Raw genomic sequence first — 16,574 nt, 5'->3', positions numbered from 1 at the left:
GCTTCAACGGCGTCGGTGCCTTGAAGACCCGATGCCTGTTAGGCGACGATACGAAGAAGGCCCTGTCGCGAGACAGGGCCTTCTTCGTCTGTCATCTCCGACGTCGTCGACGGGTTCGACTTATGCCGCAGGGTTCGGTCAGACTTTGCATGAGGCCTTTGCCTTCACGCAGCCTCGGCGGGCTCCTGATAGGCCTGCTTCAGCGCATCGTGGTCCGCCATCGTCTGCCACGCATAGCGCATCGCGAATTCGGCCACCGCCTCGTCGAAGGCATCGCCCTTACCGAGATAGCCGGCGATCATCGCTGCGTCCCCTGAGCGGGCATGGGCACGGGCGAGCGTGGTCCCGCAAAGTTGGGCATAGGCCTTGGGACCGCTCTCGGACATGATTTCGGCGACGGCCGACAGCTTCTTATTCTTTAACTGACGGACATAGTAGGAGCGCCCACTCGCATCGGAATAGGCGGTGCCCAGGAACATGTCGCTCGCGGCCTGCATGATGCGCTGCCCGTCGATGACGCGCTGACCTTCGGATGCGAGGAAGAAGGGGCTCAGGGCGAGCTGCGCCAGCACCGAAGGCCGGGCTTCCTTGATTTGCAGGAAAAGCGGCGCGCCATCCGCGTCGGTATACAATCCCACGGCGCAGACCGTGCCCACCGAGCCGATCCCCACCACCTTGAAGGCGACATCGCGCTGCATGTAGCGCAGAGCCAGCAGGTTCCGGTCGGCCTGAAGGCTTTGCGGGTAGGCGAGCAACGCGGCGGTCGCTTCCTGCACCGCCTCGGTCAGACCGTTCGGCCCTTCATGGAAGACGGTCGGGGCCTTGTCGGCGATGCGCCACAAAGACGGATCGGCGCCGAAGCTCGCAGGATCGAGGTCCGGTGCATCGCCACGGCTGAGGCCGTCGGCGGTCTCGGAAGCCGCGTCGGACAGGAGGCGGCGGCACAGATCTCCGTCGCCGAGGCGACCGATTTCGTGATCGAGATCGATCCGGCTGTGCCAGATGGCGAGCGGCGAGAGATGCGACAGGTCACGCATATGTTCGCGATAAGCCCGGACGCTTGCCCGAGCCGCACGATGTGCCCGGTCCTCGCCCTGAGGCAGGGCGGCGACAGCAACACTGGCGGCGAGGCGCTTCACATCGATCGTGAAATCGACGTTCCAGAGCGTCTCGTCGAAATCGTTGATGTCGAACAGGGTCTGGCCCTCGGCGCTGCGATACACGCCGAAATTGCCGATGTGGCAATCGCCGCAGGCCTGGACGGGAATGCCCGGAACCGGAACGCCCGCGAGGTCGGCGGCCATCACGGCGGCAGCCCCACGCAGGAACGCAAATGGGTTTGCCCGCATCCGCTCGTGCCGCAGAGGGATCAGTTCGAGCAACCTGCCCGAATCGTTCGCCCGGAGAACCGCGAGCGGATCGCGGTTCTCGGCAGGATACCAGTCGGCATGGGATTCACGGGGAACCGCATCGCGCAAGCGCTTACCGGCCGCTCGGCGCTGGGCGCGATCGGGGGAAGGAGAGATGTTCGTCATGGAAGAAAGCCTCGACAAGGCGATGCGCGCAGGCCGTTTGCCGCGCACCGCGCGGCATCAGTGCCGGAAGTGACGATGCCCTGTAAACACCATGGCGAGACCGGCTTCGTCGGCGGCTTTGATTACGTCGGCGTCACGCATCGACCCGCCCGGCTGAATCACCGCGGTGGCGCCGGCTTCCGCCGCCGCGATCAGGCCATCGGCGAAGGGGAAGAACGCGTCCGAGGCAACCACAGAGCCCTTGGCTAGGCTCTCGGTCGCACCGATGCGTTTGGCGCCCTCCGCCGCCTTCCAGGCGGCAATGCGCGAGGAATCGACCCGCGACATCTGTCCGGCGCCGATCCCCACCGTAGCACCGTCGCGCGCGTAGACGATGGCATTCGACTTGACGTGCTTGGCGACGCGGTAAGCGAAGCGCATGTCCGCGTATTCCTGGCCCGAGGGCTCGCGCTTCGTCACCACCTTCAGCGTCATGTCGTCGACCACCGCGGCGTCGCGGCCCTGAACGAGGATGCCGCCGGCGAGGTTGCGCATGGCGAAGCCCTTGGCGCGCGGGTCGGGAAGAGCGCCCGCGAGGAGGAGACGCAGGTTTTTCTTGGCCGCGACGATGGCGATCGCCTCCTCGGTGGCGTCCGGCGCGATGATCACCTCGGTGAAGATCTCGACGATCCGCGCAGCCGATTCGACATCCAGTGTGCGGTTGAGGGCGACGATGCCGCCGAAGGCCGAGGTCGGGTCGCAGGCCAGAGCCCGCTCATAGGCCTCCGCCAGCGTATGACCTTCGGCGACGCCGCAAGGGTTGGCATGCTTGATGATCGCCACCGCGGCGGCGCGGGCCGGATCGAACTCGGCCACACACTCATAGGCCGCGTCGGTGTCGTTGAGGTTGTTGAAGGATAGCTCCTTGCCTTGGAGCTGGCGGGCACTCGCCACGCCGGGCCGAACGAGGCCGGGCGTCCGGTAGAAGGCAGCCGATTGGTGCGGGTTCTCGCCGTAGCGCAGGGATTGGGCGAGCGTGCCGCCGAAGGCGCGGTAGGCAGGCGCCTCATCCATCTCCACATGGTCGGCAAGCCAGGACGCAATCGCAGCATCGTAGGAGGCGGTGCGAGCAAAGGCCTTCTGGGCAAGGCGCTTTCGAGTCGCCGCTCCGAGCGCACCGTTGCCGGCCTCGAGCTCGGTGAGGATGGCAGCGTAATCAGCCACATCCACCACCACAGCCACGTCGGCGTGATTCTTCGCGGCGGCGCGAATCATGGCCGGCCCACCGACATCGATGTTCTCCACCGCATCGTCATAGCCGCAAGGCTTCGCGATGGTCGCCTCGAACGGGTAGAGATTGACCACGAGAAGATCGATGGCGCCGATGCCGTGTGCGGCAAGTGCGGCCTGGTGCTGAGGGTCGTCGCGCACTGCGAGCAGGCCGCCATGCACAGCCGGGTGCAGGGTCTTCACCCGTCCGTCCATCATCTCGGGAAAACCGGTGATCTCGGCCACCTCCGTGACAGGAAGCCCCGCCTCGGTGAGCGCCCGATGGGTGCCGCCGGTGGAAACCAGGGCCACGCCACGCTCGGACAGCGCGCGGGCGAAATCCACGAGACCCGTCTTGTCGGAAACGGAAAGAAGTGCGCGGGCAACCCGCGCCTGATCATGCGACATCGTCGAGAACCGTCCGGCACAGGGCAGATCCTGCCCCTCAAAGGCGCGGGTACCACATGTGACGCCCTATCGGCTACCGCGCCGCGTCATCGGCCATGGAAGCGTCACGCACGGCGGGTTCGCCCCGCCCCGGCGCCTGTGCGATGTGCAGGAAGCGCCATCGCACAGGGGCGCCCTCCCCGGCCGTGACATACAGGACGATCTGGTCGGTTCGGCGCGCGCCGGTGAGACCCGCGAAATAGACGCTCTCCTCTAGCGCTACCGCAGCGCCGTCGGCCTCGAACCGCCAGACCTCCCCGAGGGGCGAGGCGAGATCGACCCCACCGCCGACCGCCGCATTGGCCGCGATGGCGGGATGCAGATGGAAGCGGATTGCCGCCTCGGGCGGACGTAGCCGGATCCGGTTGCCCTTATGGGCCACCGGAACGAAGGCATCCTCGCCTTCTAGCCCCGCCCCGTCGGGCAAGAGGCGCCAGCGGCGCTCATGGACGATCCCGAACTCGGCGGCATAGCCGTCATGGCGTCCGGCCAGGATCAACGTTCCGCCATCGCTCGTCCGCTCGGATTTGACGGCGCGCGGGCCGCGCACGAGCACGGGACCGATCCGCTTGATGAGCCAGTCCGAGGCCCAGCGACTGCCCAGTCCTTCGCTGGCACCGAGGAATCGGCATGAGGACGAATCCCCTATCGTCGCCGTGGAATGGGCGGCGGTGCTGCGGGCGAGGCGACGCAATTCCGGGCCGCTCGCCGGCAGGCCGCAATTGATGACCACTCGCTGGGGGCCGCTCGACATCTCGAAGGAAAGGCAGCCGGCCCCCGCATTCATCGAGAAGGGCAGCGGCGGCGGCGCCCCCACATCAGCGACCAAGACGACACGGCCGCTTTCCAGCCGCTCGTAGCCGGAATTCGGCGCATGCATCAGCGGCTGCGCCAGGGCCCCGTCATAGACCAGCAAGGTGGCGAGATGGTCCGCCGCCGTTGCGCCCATGCCATTGAAATGGCTCAGGGACGCATCGCCATGGCGCAGGAGCCGCAGCAACGGGAGCATCCGGTCGATCGCGTGAAGCAGAGCCTCCGGCGGGTCGAGGCTGCGGCTCAGGAAGCTTTGGCGCAGGGGCAGGAGATCGAGCAGGAGCTCCATGGCGAAGCGCGGATCGCGGCTGCGATGCCCGCCATCCGCCATGATCTGCCGATCGAGTTCGCGAGACAGGATGCGGGTGGCCCGGCGCAGGATCGGCTGGATGCCCTCGCAGCACAGGCCGGCATAACATAGCGCCACCACCGCCAAGAGCCGCGATTGCGGCGGCAGGCCACGGCGCAGGGAGCGTTCGAGGTCTCTTGCGCCGCGCCCGACGGCCTTGAGGAAGGCCTGGTAGAAGGCGTGGTCCGCGCCTTCCAGAACCAGCGGCGACTGACAGAGGAAGGAGATCAACCGCCGCGCGGCAACGGGGACGGGCGCGGCCAGAGTCTCATCGCCGCGACCAGCGATGAAATCCGCCACGAAGGCTCGGGCATTGGCCCGCGCCAGGGCCGTATCGGCGGCGCGCAGATGGCGCAGCCATCCGAATCCGTAGAACGCATCCGCCCATTCCGGTGACGGCGGCGCATAGTCGAACGGTGACCGACCGCTCACGGAAAGGGAGCGTCCCGCGAAAACGAAGAGGCCGGCATAGATGTCGTCGGCAAAGGTGGCGTCGCTGGTGCGCAGATCGTGCGGGGCGATGACCAGGGCGCTGACGCGCGCCCGCGCGAGCAGGTCTGGACTCGCCGTCAGGCGTGCGGACACACCCCGCGCCGAGCGGACGATCTCCCGCCCGACGAGCCGATAGAACCGCCAGCGATCAGCCCCCCAACCCACGCACACCTTTCCTCCAGCGCCCAGACCCGATTGGGCCCTCGCGCCAGATGTCGCCCATCACGAAAGCTAAGCCGTGCGTATTAACCAACGATTAAGGATGCCGACACTGCCCACGATGCATAGGCCGATCTGCGCACGGGTTTTTGCCTTCGGGCCGGAGCCATCCACTGGGGCGAGGCGTGGCACCAAGCTGAATCGTCGAACTGTATTTTTTGGCAAACTCGGCTGGAACGGTTGAATGCTGCACAGGTTATACACAGCGTCCAGCGAGCTTCTCCCCTGTAGCCTCCAGCAATGGCAGTGTGTCCATGACTGTCATCCCAGTCGCCAAGCGTGCTGGCCTCTTGATATCGGCAGCAGCGTTATTGTGCACATCTAGCGCAGCGATGGCGCAAAACGCTCAAGACCGTGGCTTGGGCGGACTTTTCGAGGCGCTGTTCTCTCCCGCCCGTCCTGCTGTCGAGCAGCAGCAAGCCGTCCCCGTGCCCCAATTTGAGCGCCGGCTTCCGTCGATCCGGCGCGAAGTCAGCCGCCCCCGTCCGAAGATCCGTTATGCCGCCCTGCCCAAGAGCGAGCCGCTGCAGCTTCATATCGCCGAGCGCCAGACGCCGATCTCCATGTCTTCTGGACCGATGAACGCCCTGCTTAAGGATCCGACCCTACGTCCGGGCGACATCGTCGTGCTGAAGGACGGCGCGCGTGTCTTTACCGGCAACGAGGACAAGACTCACACGGTGCGGGATTTCGAGCCGGTGAGCCGTTCCGCCTCGGTCGATCGCAAGACCAAGGCACTCCTGTCCATGATGATCGCACCGATGGGTGCATTGCCGCCCGACGAGGTGCGCAAGTTCATGGCGCGGCTGAAGAAGACCGCACCTGCCAGCGATCAAAACAGCGATGCGCAGGTGCAGACCGTCTCCATGCGAATCATTACGCCGTAAGGCCGACACCGATACTGTTTTTAGACGCCTATCTCAGATAGGTCACGCTGTACAAGGTCTTCCTAAGCTCGCTTTCCGTGACCCAGATGCGTCCGTTGTCGCAACGTTCACGGATGCCGTCGCGCATGCGACCGCAATATTCACTGGTATTGTCCTGGATTCTATACTGGCAGGTGCCCTCTGCCTTGCGGCGGCCGATGACCGGGCTCGCATGATCGGCGAACAGGTCCGGGTCTTTGGGATCGCGGTCTTCGAGAAGGTACCAGCTATACCCCACTGTCGGCACACGGCCGTGGTCGAGTGCGTAATCGACCACGGCCAGGATTCGGTCGAGTTTTTGCTTGCTCGGATGACGGCCGGACTCGAGCATGTCTGCGAAATCGGCCTGGCTCGCCGCCACACGGTAGGAGACCGGCAGAAGCGGCACAGGTAGCGGCACACGACGGCAGACGGCCTCCACATGGGCGATCCATGCTGCGTTGAATGAATCAGCCCACCGCCCACGCAAGTGGGAAGCAGTTGCAGCCACCGCGCGAAAGCTCTGCCGCGCCGGGTGAAGCTTCGTCCGGTAGCGCAGCGAACGCAATGTCGGCATCACGTAGCGATAGCCATCATTGGACGGCAGGTCGCGGTCCTCGCAATACCCGCCGATGTTGTAGAGGAGCGCCGCCATGTCCTCCTCACCGCCTTCGATCTTGTCGAAATACGGTTCCAGGGCTGGGTTACCGTCCTTGGTGACCTCGGCAGTATTGCGACTCCAGGCGATGTCGGCCCGGTAGGCCGGATGCGCACGGAGATGGCGCTTGAGATGCGGGTCCGAGATCGTCTCCAGCCTAACTGGGTCGGCGAAATAGAATTTCGTCGCCACATCCAAGGGAGAGACCGGCTTGCCAACGCGGTGCGAAATCATGTCCGCCGTGGCATAGGCAAAGCAGATTGCGCTCTCACCCTGGTTCAGCGGCAGGTCCTTCGGCGAGGGCGAGATGCCTACATCCTGGGTCCCTGTATGAATCTCGAAAGGAATCGTCGCCGAGACCGAGGCGCAGGTCGCATTGCGGGTATAGGTCGGCGCAACCGGCAGGATTCGGCGGTCAATCTCGTCGGCCCCAGCTTGGCCGAGGAGAAGAAGCCCCCCGAACAGGCCGGCAATGGCATGGCGGGGGGCACGCACCGTGCGTCCTACGCCTTCCGAACCAGACGGCTCGCGAAGAACCCGTCGATCCCGCCGCGCGCCGCAGGCGGCCCTTCCTCGCCAATGGCCGTTTCGCCGGAGAGGTGCGAGGGCAGCGTCCGAAGATCGCCGTCGCCATTGATGAGTTCTTCGAGGCCGCCAATCTCCTCGACGCGGATCGGAAGCCGCTCGAAAGCCGGATTGCGTGCGAGGAAGGCTGCGACCTGCCCCTCACCTTCCTCGGGTTCCAGCGAGCAGGTGCAATAGACGAGACGCCCACCCGGCTTCACAAGGGTGGCGGCGCGATCGAGCAGGCGGCGCTGCAGACCGGCAAGGCGTCCGATATCGCCACCGGCCTTGGTCCAGGCGACGTCCGGATGCCGCCGGATCGTGCCGGTCGCCGAGCATGGCGCATCGAGAAGCACGGCGTCGAACGTATCGGCATCGCTCTCGGGCAACTGAGTAGCATCTCCGATGCGGATTTCGGCCTTGAGGTCGAGGCGCGTGAGATTCTCCGTCAGACGCTCGAGGCGCTGGGCCGAACGATCCACGGCGACCACTTCCGCCCCCATGGCGGCGAGCTGAGCGGTCTTGCCGCCCGGTGCCGCGCAGAGATCGGCCACGCGCTGCCCCGGCCCGACTGCGAGCAGGCGCGCCGGGATGGCGGCGGCGGCGTCCTGCACCCACCACGCGCCCTCAGCATATCCGGGGAGTTCCGAAACCGCAGAACGGACCTCGTGCAGGCGGATGCTGCCGGTGGGAAGGGCGACGCCGCCGAGGCGATCGGCCCATTCCGCGGCCGGTCCACGCGGCGTGATGTCGATCGCGGCGCCGGAGAGATGAGCCGACGCGATGGCTCGGGCAGTGTCGGGTCCGTAGGCGGCGCTCCAGCGAGCGGCGAGCCAGTCCGGCGTATTTTGCGCCAGGGGATCGGAGGCCTCTGCCGCGATGGCGTCCCGCTCGCGGATCACCCGACGCAGGATGGCGTTCACGAGGCCCGGCGTGTGCTGAAGGTAGGGGTCACCCTTGGCGAGGCGAACCGAAAGATCGACGGCGGCATGGTCCGGCACGTTGAGATCGAGGATCTGAACGGCGCCGGTCACGAGGAGAGCCACGAGACGTGGCTGATCCGGCGGCAGGCCCTGGTTCATCCGAGCCGAAAGCATTCGCCGCAGGAAGCCGAGGCGGCGGAAGGTGGCGGTGGCAATGGCGCGGGCGAGGGACGCATCGGCCGCATCGAGGCCTGCGTCACGACCCGCCTGAGCGAGGGCGTCTTCGAGCGCGAAAGCCCGTCCCTGAACGAGGAGATCGGCCACGGCGGCATGCGCCACCTGCCGGGCGGCGAGGCCCGGAACGGTGCGGTCGATCGTCGTCGTCGGCCCGTCCGCGTTGCGGCGTGTCGCCATGAATGCCACTTTCCGTCTCAGAGGCCCGGTTACCCGAAGCCAGTTCCAACGGATGCCCTCCCATCCGGCCCACTGAGATGCAAGTCATGACAACGCCCGACAACGCGGAAAACGCCGAGATCCCGCCCCGCGCGGGGCTGACACCCGCCGCCGAGCGTGCTTTGGCCGAGGCTGCCGACCGACGCGCGGCCATTGATGCGAAGGCGGCGGAGATATCCGCCGCGCGAGAGCGCCAGGGCCGTGGCGGCCTCGAGCCTGTTCGTTACGACGATTGGGAAGTGAAAGGCATCGCCGTCGATTTTTAAGCGAGGTCTCAGCGCGTGACGTAGACCTGCGTTCCAACGGAGACGCGCCCGTAGAGATCGACCACATCCTGGTTGTACATGCGGATGCAGCCGTAAGATGCGTATGTGCCCACCGAGTTCGGGCGGTTGGTGCCGTGAATGGCGTATTCACCGCCGGCAAGCGTCATTGCCGCCGCGCCCATCGGGTTACGCGGCGAGCCGCCGGCGATGACGTCGGGCAGTCGCGGATTGTCGCGCTTCACCTCCCGCGGCGGCGACCAGGCCGGCTCCACATACTTGCCGTCGATGGTGGTGGCGCCGGTCCATTGCTTGCCGGGCTTGCCCACCGCCACCGGATAGCGGATCGCCGTGCCGTCACCGTTGACGAGGTAGAGCCGCCGCTCTGAGGTTCTGACCACGACCGTGCCAGGCATGACCGCTTGATCAAAGGCAACGAGCTCACGGGATGCGGCGGGTTTCGCCGCAAACCCGACACTGAGGATTGTTCCGGCCAGATAAACAGTGAACCCATGACGCGCGAACATTTGGTGTCGTCCTCGAAACCGTGACCGTGAGCTTCACGATAAGCAGCTCTCGAAGTTGCGGTTCCGGTTACCGGAGCGCCCTATCCGGGGGATACGCACGCATATCGCGCCGGGCAGTTAAGCGTGGCCTAGGGTGTTCCGGATAAAAGCGAATGATCCGGGTAGGCTTTCGTTAAGACCGGTAGCTTCATCGCTCCAGCAGCCCCGTCGCCGCCCTGTCCCGCTCCTGCCAGCCATGCCGGACGAGTTCGGGATCCTCGTGCTCCTCCACGGAATAGCCAACGCAGAGATAAGCGACGAGGCGCCACGTCGGAGGAACATCGAGAAGGCGGGTAACCCCGTCCGGCTCGATGATCGAGACCCAGCCCACACCGATCCCATGGGCGCGCGCTGCCAGCCAGAATGTATGCACGGCGGTCACCACCGAGTAGCGCAACATTTCCGGCATGGTGGCGCGGCCGAGCCCGTAGCCGCATTCCGTCGCTTCGTCGCAGAAGACCACAAGATGGATCGGCGCCTCGCGCAAACCCGCAAGCTTCAACCGGTTATAGGCTTCCCGACGCTCCGAATCGTAGGTTTCCGCCGCATTGCCGTTGCAGCGCTCGAAATTATCAACCACCGCCGCCCGCCTGTCAGGATCGGTGACGCGGACGAAGCGCCACGGCTGGCTGTTGCCGACCGATGGACTCAGACAAGCAAGGTCGAGGCATTGGCGCAAGACGGCGTCGTCGACCGGATCGGCCCGAAAGCGGCGCACGTCTCGACGCCAGGCAATCAGGTCGCCAAGCGTCTCGCGAAAGCCGGCGTCGAAACTCGTCACGAACGGACATCTCCTCATTGCGGGCTTATGACCGCTGGACCCTGTTAGCGACCAATGCCGAGATGCACAGGGAGAGAAGTGATTGTGCGCCTGCCGCAGCCAGAGAGGTTTTTAAACCAGAGCACGCCCGCATGGCAGAAAAAAAGGCCGCACTCCGGAGAGGCGGCCTGAAGTCCTTGGGTCTCGAAACCTCTGGAGTGCCGCTTCCGTGGCATCGGCGAGCTCCCGAAAGCTGGGGAGCATGGATATCGGTCACCCGACCGAGCACGGAACCGACGAGGTTCGGCCACAGGTATCATCTTCTATCAAGGCCGACGATGGGCAATAACGCGGCGAAATCGTGATGTTGTGTTGCCCGTCCGTGGCCGGTGCCGCTGCGCACTCGACGGTTGGCTGGGCTTGCGGCCTCGGATCGGGAGGCCCATCATCTGCTCTTTACGGTGTCCGTTGGGTCGCCGAAACCGAGGAGCGAGGATGGACGAGAGGATCGGAGCCGAGCCGCGATCACAGGATTCGTCCAACCGCGTCGTGCCTTTCCCGACGGCCCCGGTTGTACCACAGGTCGCCTTCGACCGCTCCGAACTCAGGACCCTGTTCAACCTCTACGGCCGCATGGTGTCCGCCGGAGAATGGCGCGACTATGCCCTCGACTTCCGCCGCGACAAGGCAGTGTTCTCGATCTATCGCCGCTCGTCCGAGACGGCTTTGTTCAGGGTCGAGAAGGATCCTAAGCTCGCCCGTCGACAGGGCGCTTACTCGGTGATTTCCGCCGCCGGCATTGTGCTCAAGCGCGGCCATGACCTCGCCCGCGTCCTAGCGGTGCTGGAGAAGCCCTTACGGGTAGTGTGAACCCTGACGTCACGGAATGAAGAACGGGATCGTCTCCCATCGGATGGGAGGCCAACCCAACCGGTACGCGATCACGGAATACAGACCGCCGAGGACAACCAAACTGATGATGCCCACGACGATGCCGACACCGAAGCCGGCCCATGCGCCTGTGCCTATCGCGGCGGCAACGCTCGCGCCGACAATGGCGTAAGTCGGCACATCGCTTGGGGGTGGGGTGTCACTCCCCGAACCTCTCACGATCTTCGGCACTACGGGCTTTCCCACAGCAACATCCTCGCCTTGCTGCAGCCAACGCAAAAGGCCCCGGCGTTTCCGCCGAGGCCTTCTCGCTCCGTGTCCCATAAAGCTCGTTTAGCGACGGTCGCCGAGGAGCTGGAGGAGGAACTGGAACATGTTGATGAAGTCCAGGTAGAGGGTCAGAGCGCCGTTCACCGACAGCTTGGCCGCGCCTTCGGCATCGGCACCGCTGTAGAGGAACATCTCCTTGAGCTTCTGCGTGTCGTAGGCGGTAAGGCCCGCGAAGATCAGGACGCCGAGAACCGAGATGGCGAACTGAAGCGCGCTGGAAGCAAGGAAGATGTTCACGATCGAGGCGATGAAGAGGCCGATCACGCCCATGATCAGGAACGAGCCCATCCCCGAAAGGCTGCGCTTGGTGGTGTAGCCGTAGAGGCTGAGACCGCCGAACGTGGCCGCCGTGATGAAGAAGACCCGGACGACACTGGCGCCCGTGAAGACGAGCAGCAGGGTCGACATCGACGCGCCCATCACCGCCGCGAAGGCGAAGAAGGTCAGTCGAGCGGACGAGGCCGACATCTTATCCATCCGCATCGTGAAGATGAAGATGAACGCGAGGGGCGCCAGCATGAGGACCCACTTCAGCGGGCTGGTGTAGAGCATCTGGCCGAACGGGGTCAGGGCGAGCTTGCCCGTCGCCGTCTGGGCGGTCGCAGCCATGTTCAGGCCAAGGGCCACGAGGCCCGAGATCCCGAGGCCGATGACCATGTTGTTGTAGACGCCGAGCATGAAGGTGCGCAGGCCCTGGTCGACCTCGACCTGCGAGCCAGCATAACCCTGCGGCTGGGCGCCGTAGCGGAAGGGGCTATTATCGAATGCCATGGGAGTTTCCCTTGGAAGCTCTCTCAGCGTGTGATTTGGAACCGAGGCTCACGCACAGGACCTCTGGCACGTGACCGCGCCTTGAGCCGAAATATGTTCCGTCATGCCGCTCCGCACAAGGGGGCGGCCGAGCTTTGTGCGCCCAGAATCATAGCTTCTGAGCACGATCTTTATTTGCAGCCGCGCGGATTAAATCGGGTTCATCATTCACCCGGCACGGTAGAGCTATAGTGACATTTCATAAAGCATGACTTTCGCCGGCTCATTCCCACCGAACTCGCGAGGATAGGCCTATCCTCGCCCGGATCAGAATCGGCGCAGGTAAGGTGCCGGCTTCTGACCGAGGATGCGCCAAGTCCCGGCAAGGCCGAGGAGGATCGCGAACGCCACCGCGAGGGCGGATGCGACGAGGGCGCCCGAGAGGTCGAGGGCGAAGTCGAGCTTCATCACGCGGGTGACGATGGCCCAACTTGCCAGCGTTCCGGCAAGGAGCCCGAACACGGCGGTGGCTAGCCCCAATGCGCCGTATTCCAGCGTGTAGGCCAGGAGCAGGCGACCCCGGGTGGCGCCCAGTACCTTCAGCACGACGGCGTCGTACAACCGGGCTCCGTGCCCCGCCGCGATGGCACCCGCGAGAACGAACAGGCTCGCCACCACGGCGACGCCACTGGCGCCACGGATCGCCAGCACCAGCTTGCCGACGATATCGTTGACCGTATCGAGAGCGTCTTTCACCCGTACGCTGGTCACAGACGGGAAGGCGCGTGCGATATCGCGTAGGATCACGGCCTCGGCCTTGGCATCCGGCCCACCGCCCAGCGTCAGGGTGGCAAGGTCCGAGTGCGGCGCGCCCCGGAAGGTACCGGGAGAGAACACCATGACGAAGTTGATGCCGAGGTTGCGCCATTCGACCTTGCGGAGATTGGCGACCGTAGCCGTCAGATTCCGCCCGAGCACGTTCACCGTGACGGTGCCGCCCACGGAAAGACTGAGACTGCGCGCCAATTCCGAGTCGAACGAGACCAGGGGTTTCGCCCCCTCCTCGGCGTTCCACCAGGAGCCCGCAACGAGGCTCGATCCATCGGGAAGATCCTCGGCATAGGTGATGCCGCGGTCGCCATCGAGCACCCAGGCGGCATCCTCCGGCGGTTTGATCGCGGCTGCCGGAACACCGTTGATGGCGACGATGCGCCCACGCATCATCGGCACGCGCTCGATCTTGGCGCCGGGCGCGAGTTGGCCGAGAGCCGCGTGGAACCCGTCCGCTTCCGCCGCTGGGATATCGAGGAAGAACAGGTTCGGTGCACGGGCCGGCAAGGAACTTGTCAGCGTCCGGCGAACATTGGCGTCGATCAGGCTCAGCGTCACCAGCAATGTCACGCCGAGGCCCAGGGACAGGACGATAGCGGGCGTAAGGGCACCGGGGCGGTGCAGGTTGGCGAGCGCCATGCGGGGCGCGGCCGAGCGCGGGCGAGGCAGACGCCGCGCCAAAGCCATGAGGCCGAGAGCGACGAGGCGCAGGAGTCCGAAGGCAAGTCCGGCCGCCACGATGAACATCAAGGCCACCCTGCGGTCGAACGCCGTGGCGAGCGCCAGCGTTACCAGGGTCGCGAGCGCAGCGACAAGGATCAGGCGATAGCGGAGCCGCGTCTTGCGGGTGTCGGGATCGATGACGTCTCGGAACAGGCCGGAGACCGGCACATCATGGGCGTGGCCGAGAGGAATGATGGCGAAGGCGAGCGCCGTCAGAAGGCCGTAGGCAGCGGCGAGCAGCAATTCCCCTGGTGCTAGGGTCGGGTTCAGCGGCAGCGGAAGCGCATTGTGGAACAGCATGTCGAGGAGGAACGGTAATCCCGCCCCGATCACGAGGCCGAATGCGGTACCGAGGCCGGCGACCAGCATCACCTGCGTCAGGTAGATGGCGACCACTTGTCCGCCCGGCGCGCCGACGCTCTTCAGGGTAGCGATGGAGCCGCGTTTCCTCGCGACGAAGGCGTTCACCGCATTGGCGACGCCGACACCGCCGACGATCAATGCGGTGAGACCGACCAAAGTGAGGAACTGGGTGAAGCGCTCGACGCTCTTGGCAAAGCGCGGATCGGCGTTTGAGCGCGAGCGCATCTCCCAGCCCGCATCCGGTGCCGCCTTGGCGATGGCTGCGATCCGTCGCTCCAGCTCCGCATCGTCGGCTTCGGGCGCCTGGATGCGATAGCTCCAGCGGTTGAGGCTGCCCGGTCGGATCAGACCCGTCGCTTGTAGGGTCGCGGCGGAAACCAGGAGGCGCGGGCCGAAGCCGATGCCGTTGGCGATCTTGTCCGGCTCGGAGACCAGAGTGGCACGTATGGCAATCGGCTTACCGGCGATCTCGATCCTATCGCCGACCTTCAGGTCGAGGCGCGTAAGAAGGAGCGGGTCGGCGACCGCGCCGAATACCCCATCCTTCTCGGCCAGCAGACCAGAGAGCGGCGTGTCGGGGTCGGTCACGAGGTCCCCGGCGGCGGGATAGGCGCCGTCAACGGCCTTCATTTCCACGAGGGCCGCGCCCTTGTCGCCAGCCAGAGCCATGGCGCGCAGGGTCGTCACCACCGAAACCTTGCCCTGTGCGTCGAGGACGGCACGCTCGTCCGATGTCGCCTCACGGTTTATGAGGCTGTAGGTCAGGTCGCCGCCGAGGATGCGCTTGCCCTCGCGACCGAGACCATCCGTGAGCGAGCGCGAGATCGAGGCGACACCGGCAATGGCCGCAACGCCCAGCGCGATGCAGGCGATTAACACCGCGAAACCGGAAAGGCCGCCACGCAATTCACGGAATGCGAGGCGGAGCGTCAGTGGAACGCGGCTCGGTTTCGGAGCGGGCCGAGGCAGGGTGCCGTGCATGGGGTCAGACCTTCCGCCGAACGCGGGAGTTCAACGGGATCACGCCGCCACCGCCTCATCCACCCGCCCGGAGCGCAGGCGCACGGTGCGGTCGCAGAGCCGGGCGAGGCCGGGATCATGGGTCACAAGGACGAGGGTCGCGCCCCGGTCGCGCTTGAGTGCGAAGAGCAGATCCACGATCTGGCGGCCCGTGGCTTCGTCGAGATTGCCGGTCGGCTCGTCGGCAACGAGAATTGCCGGGTCCGGAGCGATGGCACGAGCGATGGCGACACGCTGTTGCTCTCCCCCGGAGAGCTGGGCCGGATAATGATGGAGACGGTGTCCGAGGCCGACCGCTTCGAGCTCGGCCTTCGCTCGCTCATGTGCGTCGGCCTTGTCGGCGAGTTCGAGGGGAAGGGCGACGTTCTCCAAGGCGGTCATTGTCGGCACCAGATGGAAGGCCTGGAACACGATTCCGATGCGCCGCCCGCGAAACCGCGCCAGGGCATCCTCGTCGAGCGTCCCGAGATCGGTGCCCTCCACATGGATGCTTCCCGATTCCGCGCGCTCCAGGCCGGCCATCACCATGAGAAGCGTCGACTTGCCGGAGCCCGAGGGGCCGACCAGCCCTACAGCCTCGCCGCGCGCTACTTCGAGGGAGATGCCGCGCAGGACATGCACCCGAGCCGCCCCCCGTCCAAGACTGAGATCGATCTTCGAAAGGGCGATCGCCGGGCTCTGGACCTTGCCGGGTATCAAGGCAGGACCGATCTGTGTGAGATCATCGTCATGAACACCATAGGTCAGGGCTGTGCGCGAATGGGTCTGTGTCATACGTCACGCATCGGCGTCGATATGGTCGGTCGGAGAGCGCCGCGCCAGCACTCGCGCCGGACGGCCCTCGCGATGACGCTCTTTGCCGCACTCGGCGCTGGAATAGGAATCGGCCACGCCGCCTCCCGCCCGCTCAACATCGTGGCCTTCGGCGACAGCCTCACGGCCGGTTATCGCCTGCCCTCGGCAGCGGCCTTCCCCTCAGTGCTGGAACGCGAGTTGAAGGCAAGGGGACGCGAGGTCTCCATCGCCAATGCCGGCGTATCCGGCGATACCAGCACCGGGGGCCTCGACCGGCTCGACTGGTCCGTTCCGGACGGGACCGATGGGGTTATCCTCGAACTCGGTGCCAACGACATGCTGCGCGGCACCGACCCCGCCGTGACCAAGAAGGCCCTCGACACCATCGTATCGCGCTTGAAGGCCCGCAACATTCCGGTCCTGCTCGCGGGCATGAAGGCCTCGACCAATCTCGGGCCGGATTACGTCGCACGGTTCGACGCGATTTATCCTGATCTGGCTTCGCGATACGGACTCGTCCTCTACCCGTTCTTCCTCGATGGCATCGTGGGCGACCGGCGCTTCAACCTAGAAGACGGGCTCCATCCCAACGTGAAGGGCGTCGAGACCATCGTGGCCGGCATCCTGCCCACCGTCGAGACCTTCCTCGACAAGCTCGGCACGGCGTCGAAGTAAC

General features: G+C 65.5%; 15 protein-coding genes. 4 read left to right on the top strand and 11 right to left on the bottom strand.

Annotated elements, in window-relative coordinates; genetic code table 11:
• Positions 1-164 precede the first annotated feature (164 nt).
• From ACYQML_RS09320 to ACYQML_RS09310, 3 genes are all read right to left on the bottom strand, one after another.
• Positions 165-1,535, bottom strand: a complete 1,371-nt coding sequence (locus tag ACYQML_RS09320; RefSeq protein ID WP_461235381.1) for a DUF2252 domain-containing protein — start codon at positions 1,533-1,535, stop codon at positions 165-167.
• A 57-nt stretch (positions 1,536-1,592) separates the two neighbouring features.
• Positions 1,593-3,191: a bifunctional phosphoribosylaminoimidazolecarboxamide formyltransferase/IMP cyclohydrolase gene (gene purH / locus ACYQML_RS09315; protein WP_461235380.1), complete on the bottom strand. Its 1,599-nt coding sequence runs from the start codon at positions 3,189-3,191 to the stop codon at positions 1,593-1,595.
• A gap of 73 nt (positions 3,192-3,264) precedes the next feature.
• Complete coding sequence (locus ACYQML_RS09310; protein WP_461235379.1) at positions 3,265-5,049, bottom strand: heparinase II/III family protein; 1,785 nt, start codon at positions 5,047-5,049, stop codon at positions 3,265-3,267.
• A gap of 386 nt (positions 5,050-5,435) precedes the next feature.
• Between ACYQML_RS09310 and ACYQML_RS09305 the strand changes: the two genes are divergently transcribed.
• Positions 5,436-5,990, top strand: a complete 555-nt coding sequence (locus tag ACYQML_RS09305) for a hypothetical protein (RefSeq protein WP_056432166.1) — start codon at positions 5,436-5,438, stop codon at positions 5,988-5,990.
• Between the two features lie 28 nt (positions 5,991-6,018).
• Here ACYQML_RS09305 and ACYQML_RS09300 read toward each other — a convergent pair whose 3' ends face one another.
• Both ACYQML_RS09300 and ACYQML_RS09295 read right to left on the bottom strand, forming a co-directional pair.
• A complete protein-coding gene (locus tag ACYQML_RS09300) occupies positions 6,019-7,161 on the bottom strand; it encodes a hypothetical protein (RefSeq protein ID WP_461235377.1) in 1,143 nt (380 codons plus the stop codon).
• 8 nt (positions 7,162-7,169) lie between these two features.
• Positions 7,170-8,567, bottom strand: a complete 1,398-nt coding sequence (locus ACYQML_RS09295; RefSeq protein WP_461235376.1) for an RsmB/NOP family class I SAM-dependent RNA methyltransferase — start codon at positions 8,565-8,567, stop codon at positions 7,170-7,172.
• An 86-nt stretch (positions 8,568-8,653) separates the two neighbouring features.
• On the opposite strand from ACYQML_RS09295, the gene ACYQML_RS09290 reads away from it, so the two are divergent.
• Positions 8,654-8,872, top strand: coding sequence for a DUF1674 domain-containing protein (locus ACYQML_RS09290; RefSeq protein WP_419951938.1), 219 nt, complete (start codon positions 8,654-8,656; stop codon positions 8,870-8,872).
• Between the two features lie 8 nt (positions 8,873-8,880).
• Here the strand turns inward: ACYQML_RS09290 and ACYQML_RS09285 are convergent, their stop codons facing one another.
• Together ACYQML_RS09285 and bluB are read right to left on the bottom strand one after the other, a co-directional pair.
• Positions 8,881-9,396 (bottom strand): L,D-transpeptidase, encoded by a 516-nt coding sequence (locus ACYQML_RS09285; protein ID WP_419951939.1) that lies wholly within the window; start codon positions 9,394-9,396, stop codon positions 8,881-8,883.
• A gap of 187 nt (positions 9,397-9,583) precedes the next feature.
• Positions 9,584-10,234, bottom strand: a complete 651-nt coding sequence (gene bluB, locus ACYQML_RS09280; RefSeq protein ID WP_461235375.1) for a 5,6-dimethylbenzimidazole synthase — start codon at positions 10,232-10,234, stop codon at positions 9,584-9,586.
• Positions 10,235-10,690: 456 nt separating this feature from the next.
• Here bluB and ACYQML_RS09275 point away from each other — a divergent pair, with 456 nt between their 5' ends.
• Complete coding sequence (locus ACYQML_RS09275; protein ID WP_056432152.1) at positions 10,691-11,065, top strand: DUF2794 domain-containing protein; 375 nt, start codon at positions 10,691-10,693, stop codon at positions 11,063-11,065.
• 9 nt (positions 11,066-11,074) lie between these two features.
• Here the strand turns inward: ACYQML_RS09275 and ACYQML_RS09270 are convergent, their stop codons facing one another.
• The 4 genes from ACYQML_RS09270 to ACYQML_RS09255 all read right to left on the bottom strand — a co-directional run bounded on the left by ACYQML_RS09270 (position 11,075) and on the right by ACYQML_RS09255 (position 15,877).
• Entirely contained in the window at positions 11,075-11,317 is a 243-nt protein-coding gene (locus ACYQML_RS09270) for a hypothetical protein (protein WP_461235374.1), read from the bottom strand.
• Positions 11,318-11,419: 102 nt separating this feature from the next.
• Positions 11,420-12,187: a Bax inhibitor-1/YccA family protein gene (locus tag ACYQML_RS09265; RefSeq protein WP_056432147.1), complete on the bottom strand. Its 768-nt coding sequence runs from the start codon at positions 12,185-12,187 to the stop codon at positions 11,420-11,422.
• Between the two features lie 306 nt (positions 12,188-12,493).
• Positions 12,494-15,064 (bottom strand): ABC transporter permease, encoded by a 2,571-nt coding sequence (locus ACYQML_RS09260; RefSeq protein WP_461235373.1) that lies wholly within the window; start codon positions 15,062-15,064, stop codon positions 12,494-12,496.
• 39 nt (positions 15,065-15,103) lie between these two features.
• Positions 15,104-15,877, bottom strand: coding sequence for an ABC transporter ATP-binding protein (locus ACYQML_RS09255; RefSeq protein ID WP_244477881.1), 774 nt, complete (start codon positions 15,875-15,877; stop codon positions 15,104-15,106).
• Positions 15,878-15,949: 72 nt separating this feature from the next.
• On the opposite strand from ACYQML_RS09255, the gene ACYQML_RS09250 reads away from it, so the two are divergent.
• On the top strand, positions 15,950-16,573 hold the full coding sequence (locus ACYQML_RS09250; RefSeq protein WP_246747711.1) for an arylesterase: 624 nt from the start codon (positions 15,950-15,952) through the stop codon (positions 16,571-16,573).
• Position 16,574: the final 1 nt, after the last annotated feature.

The sequence above is a fragment of the Methylobacterium sp. CM6244 genome, assembly GCF_054817885.1.
Note: the sequence above shows the minus strand (reverse complement) of the source record. Positions and strands in the feature narration are given on the sequence as shown.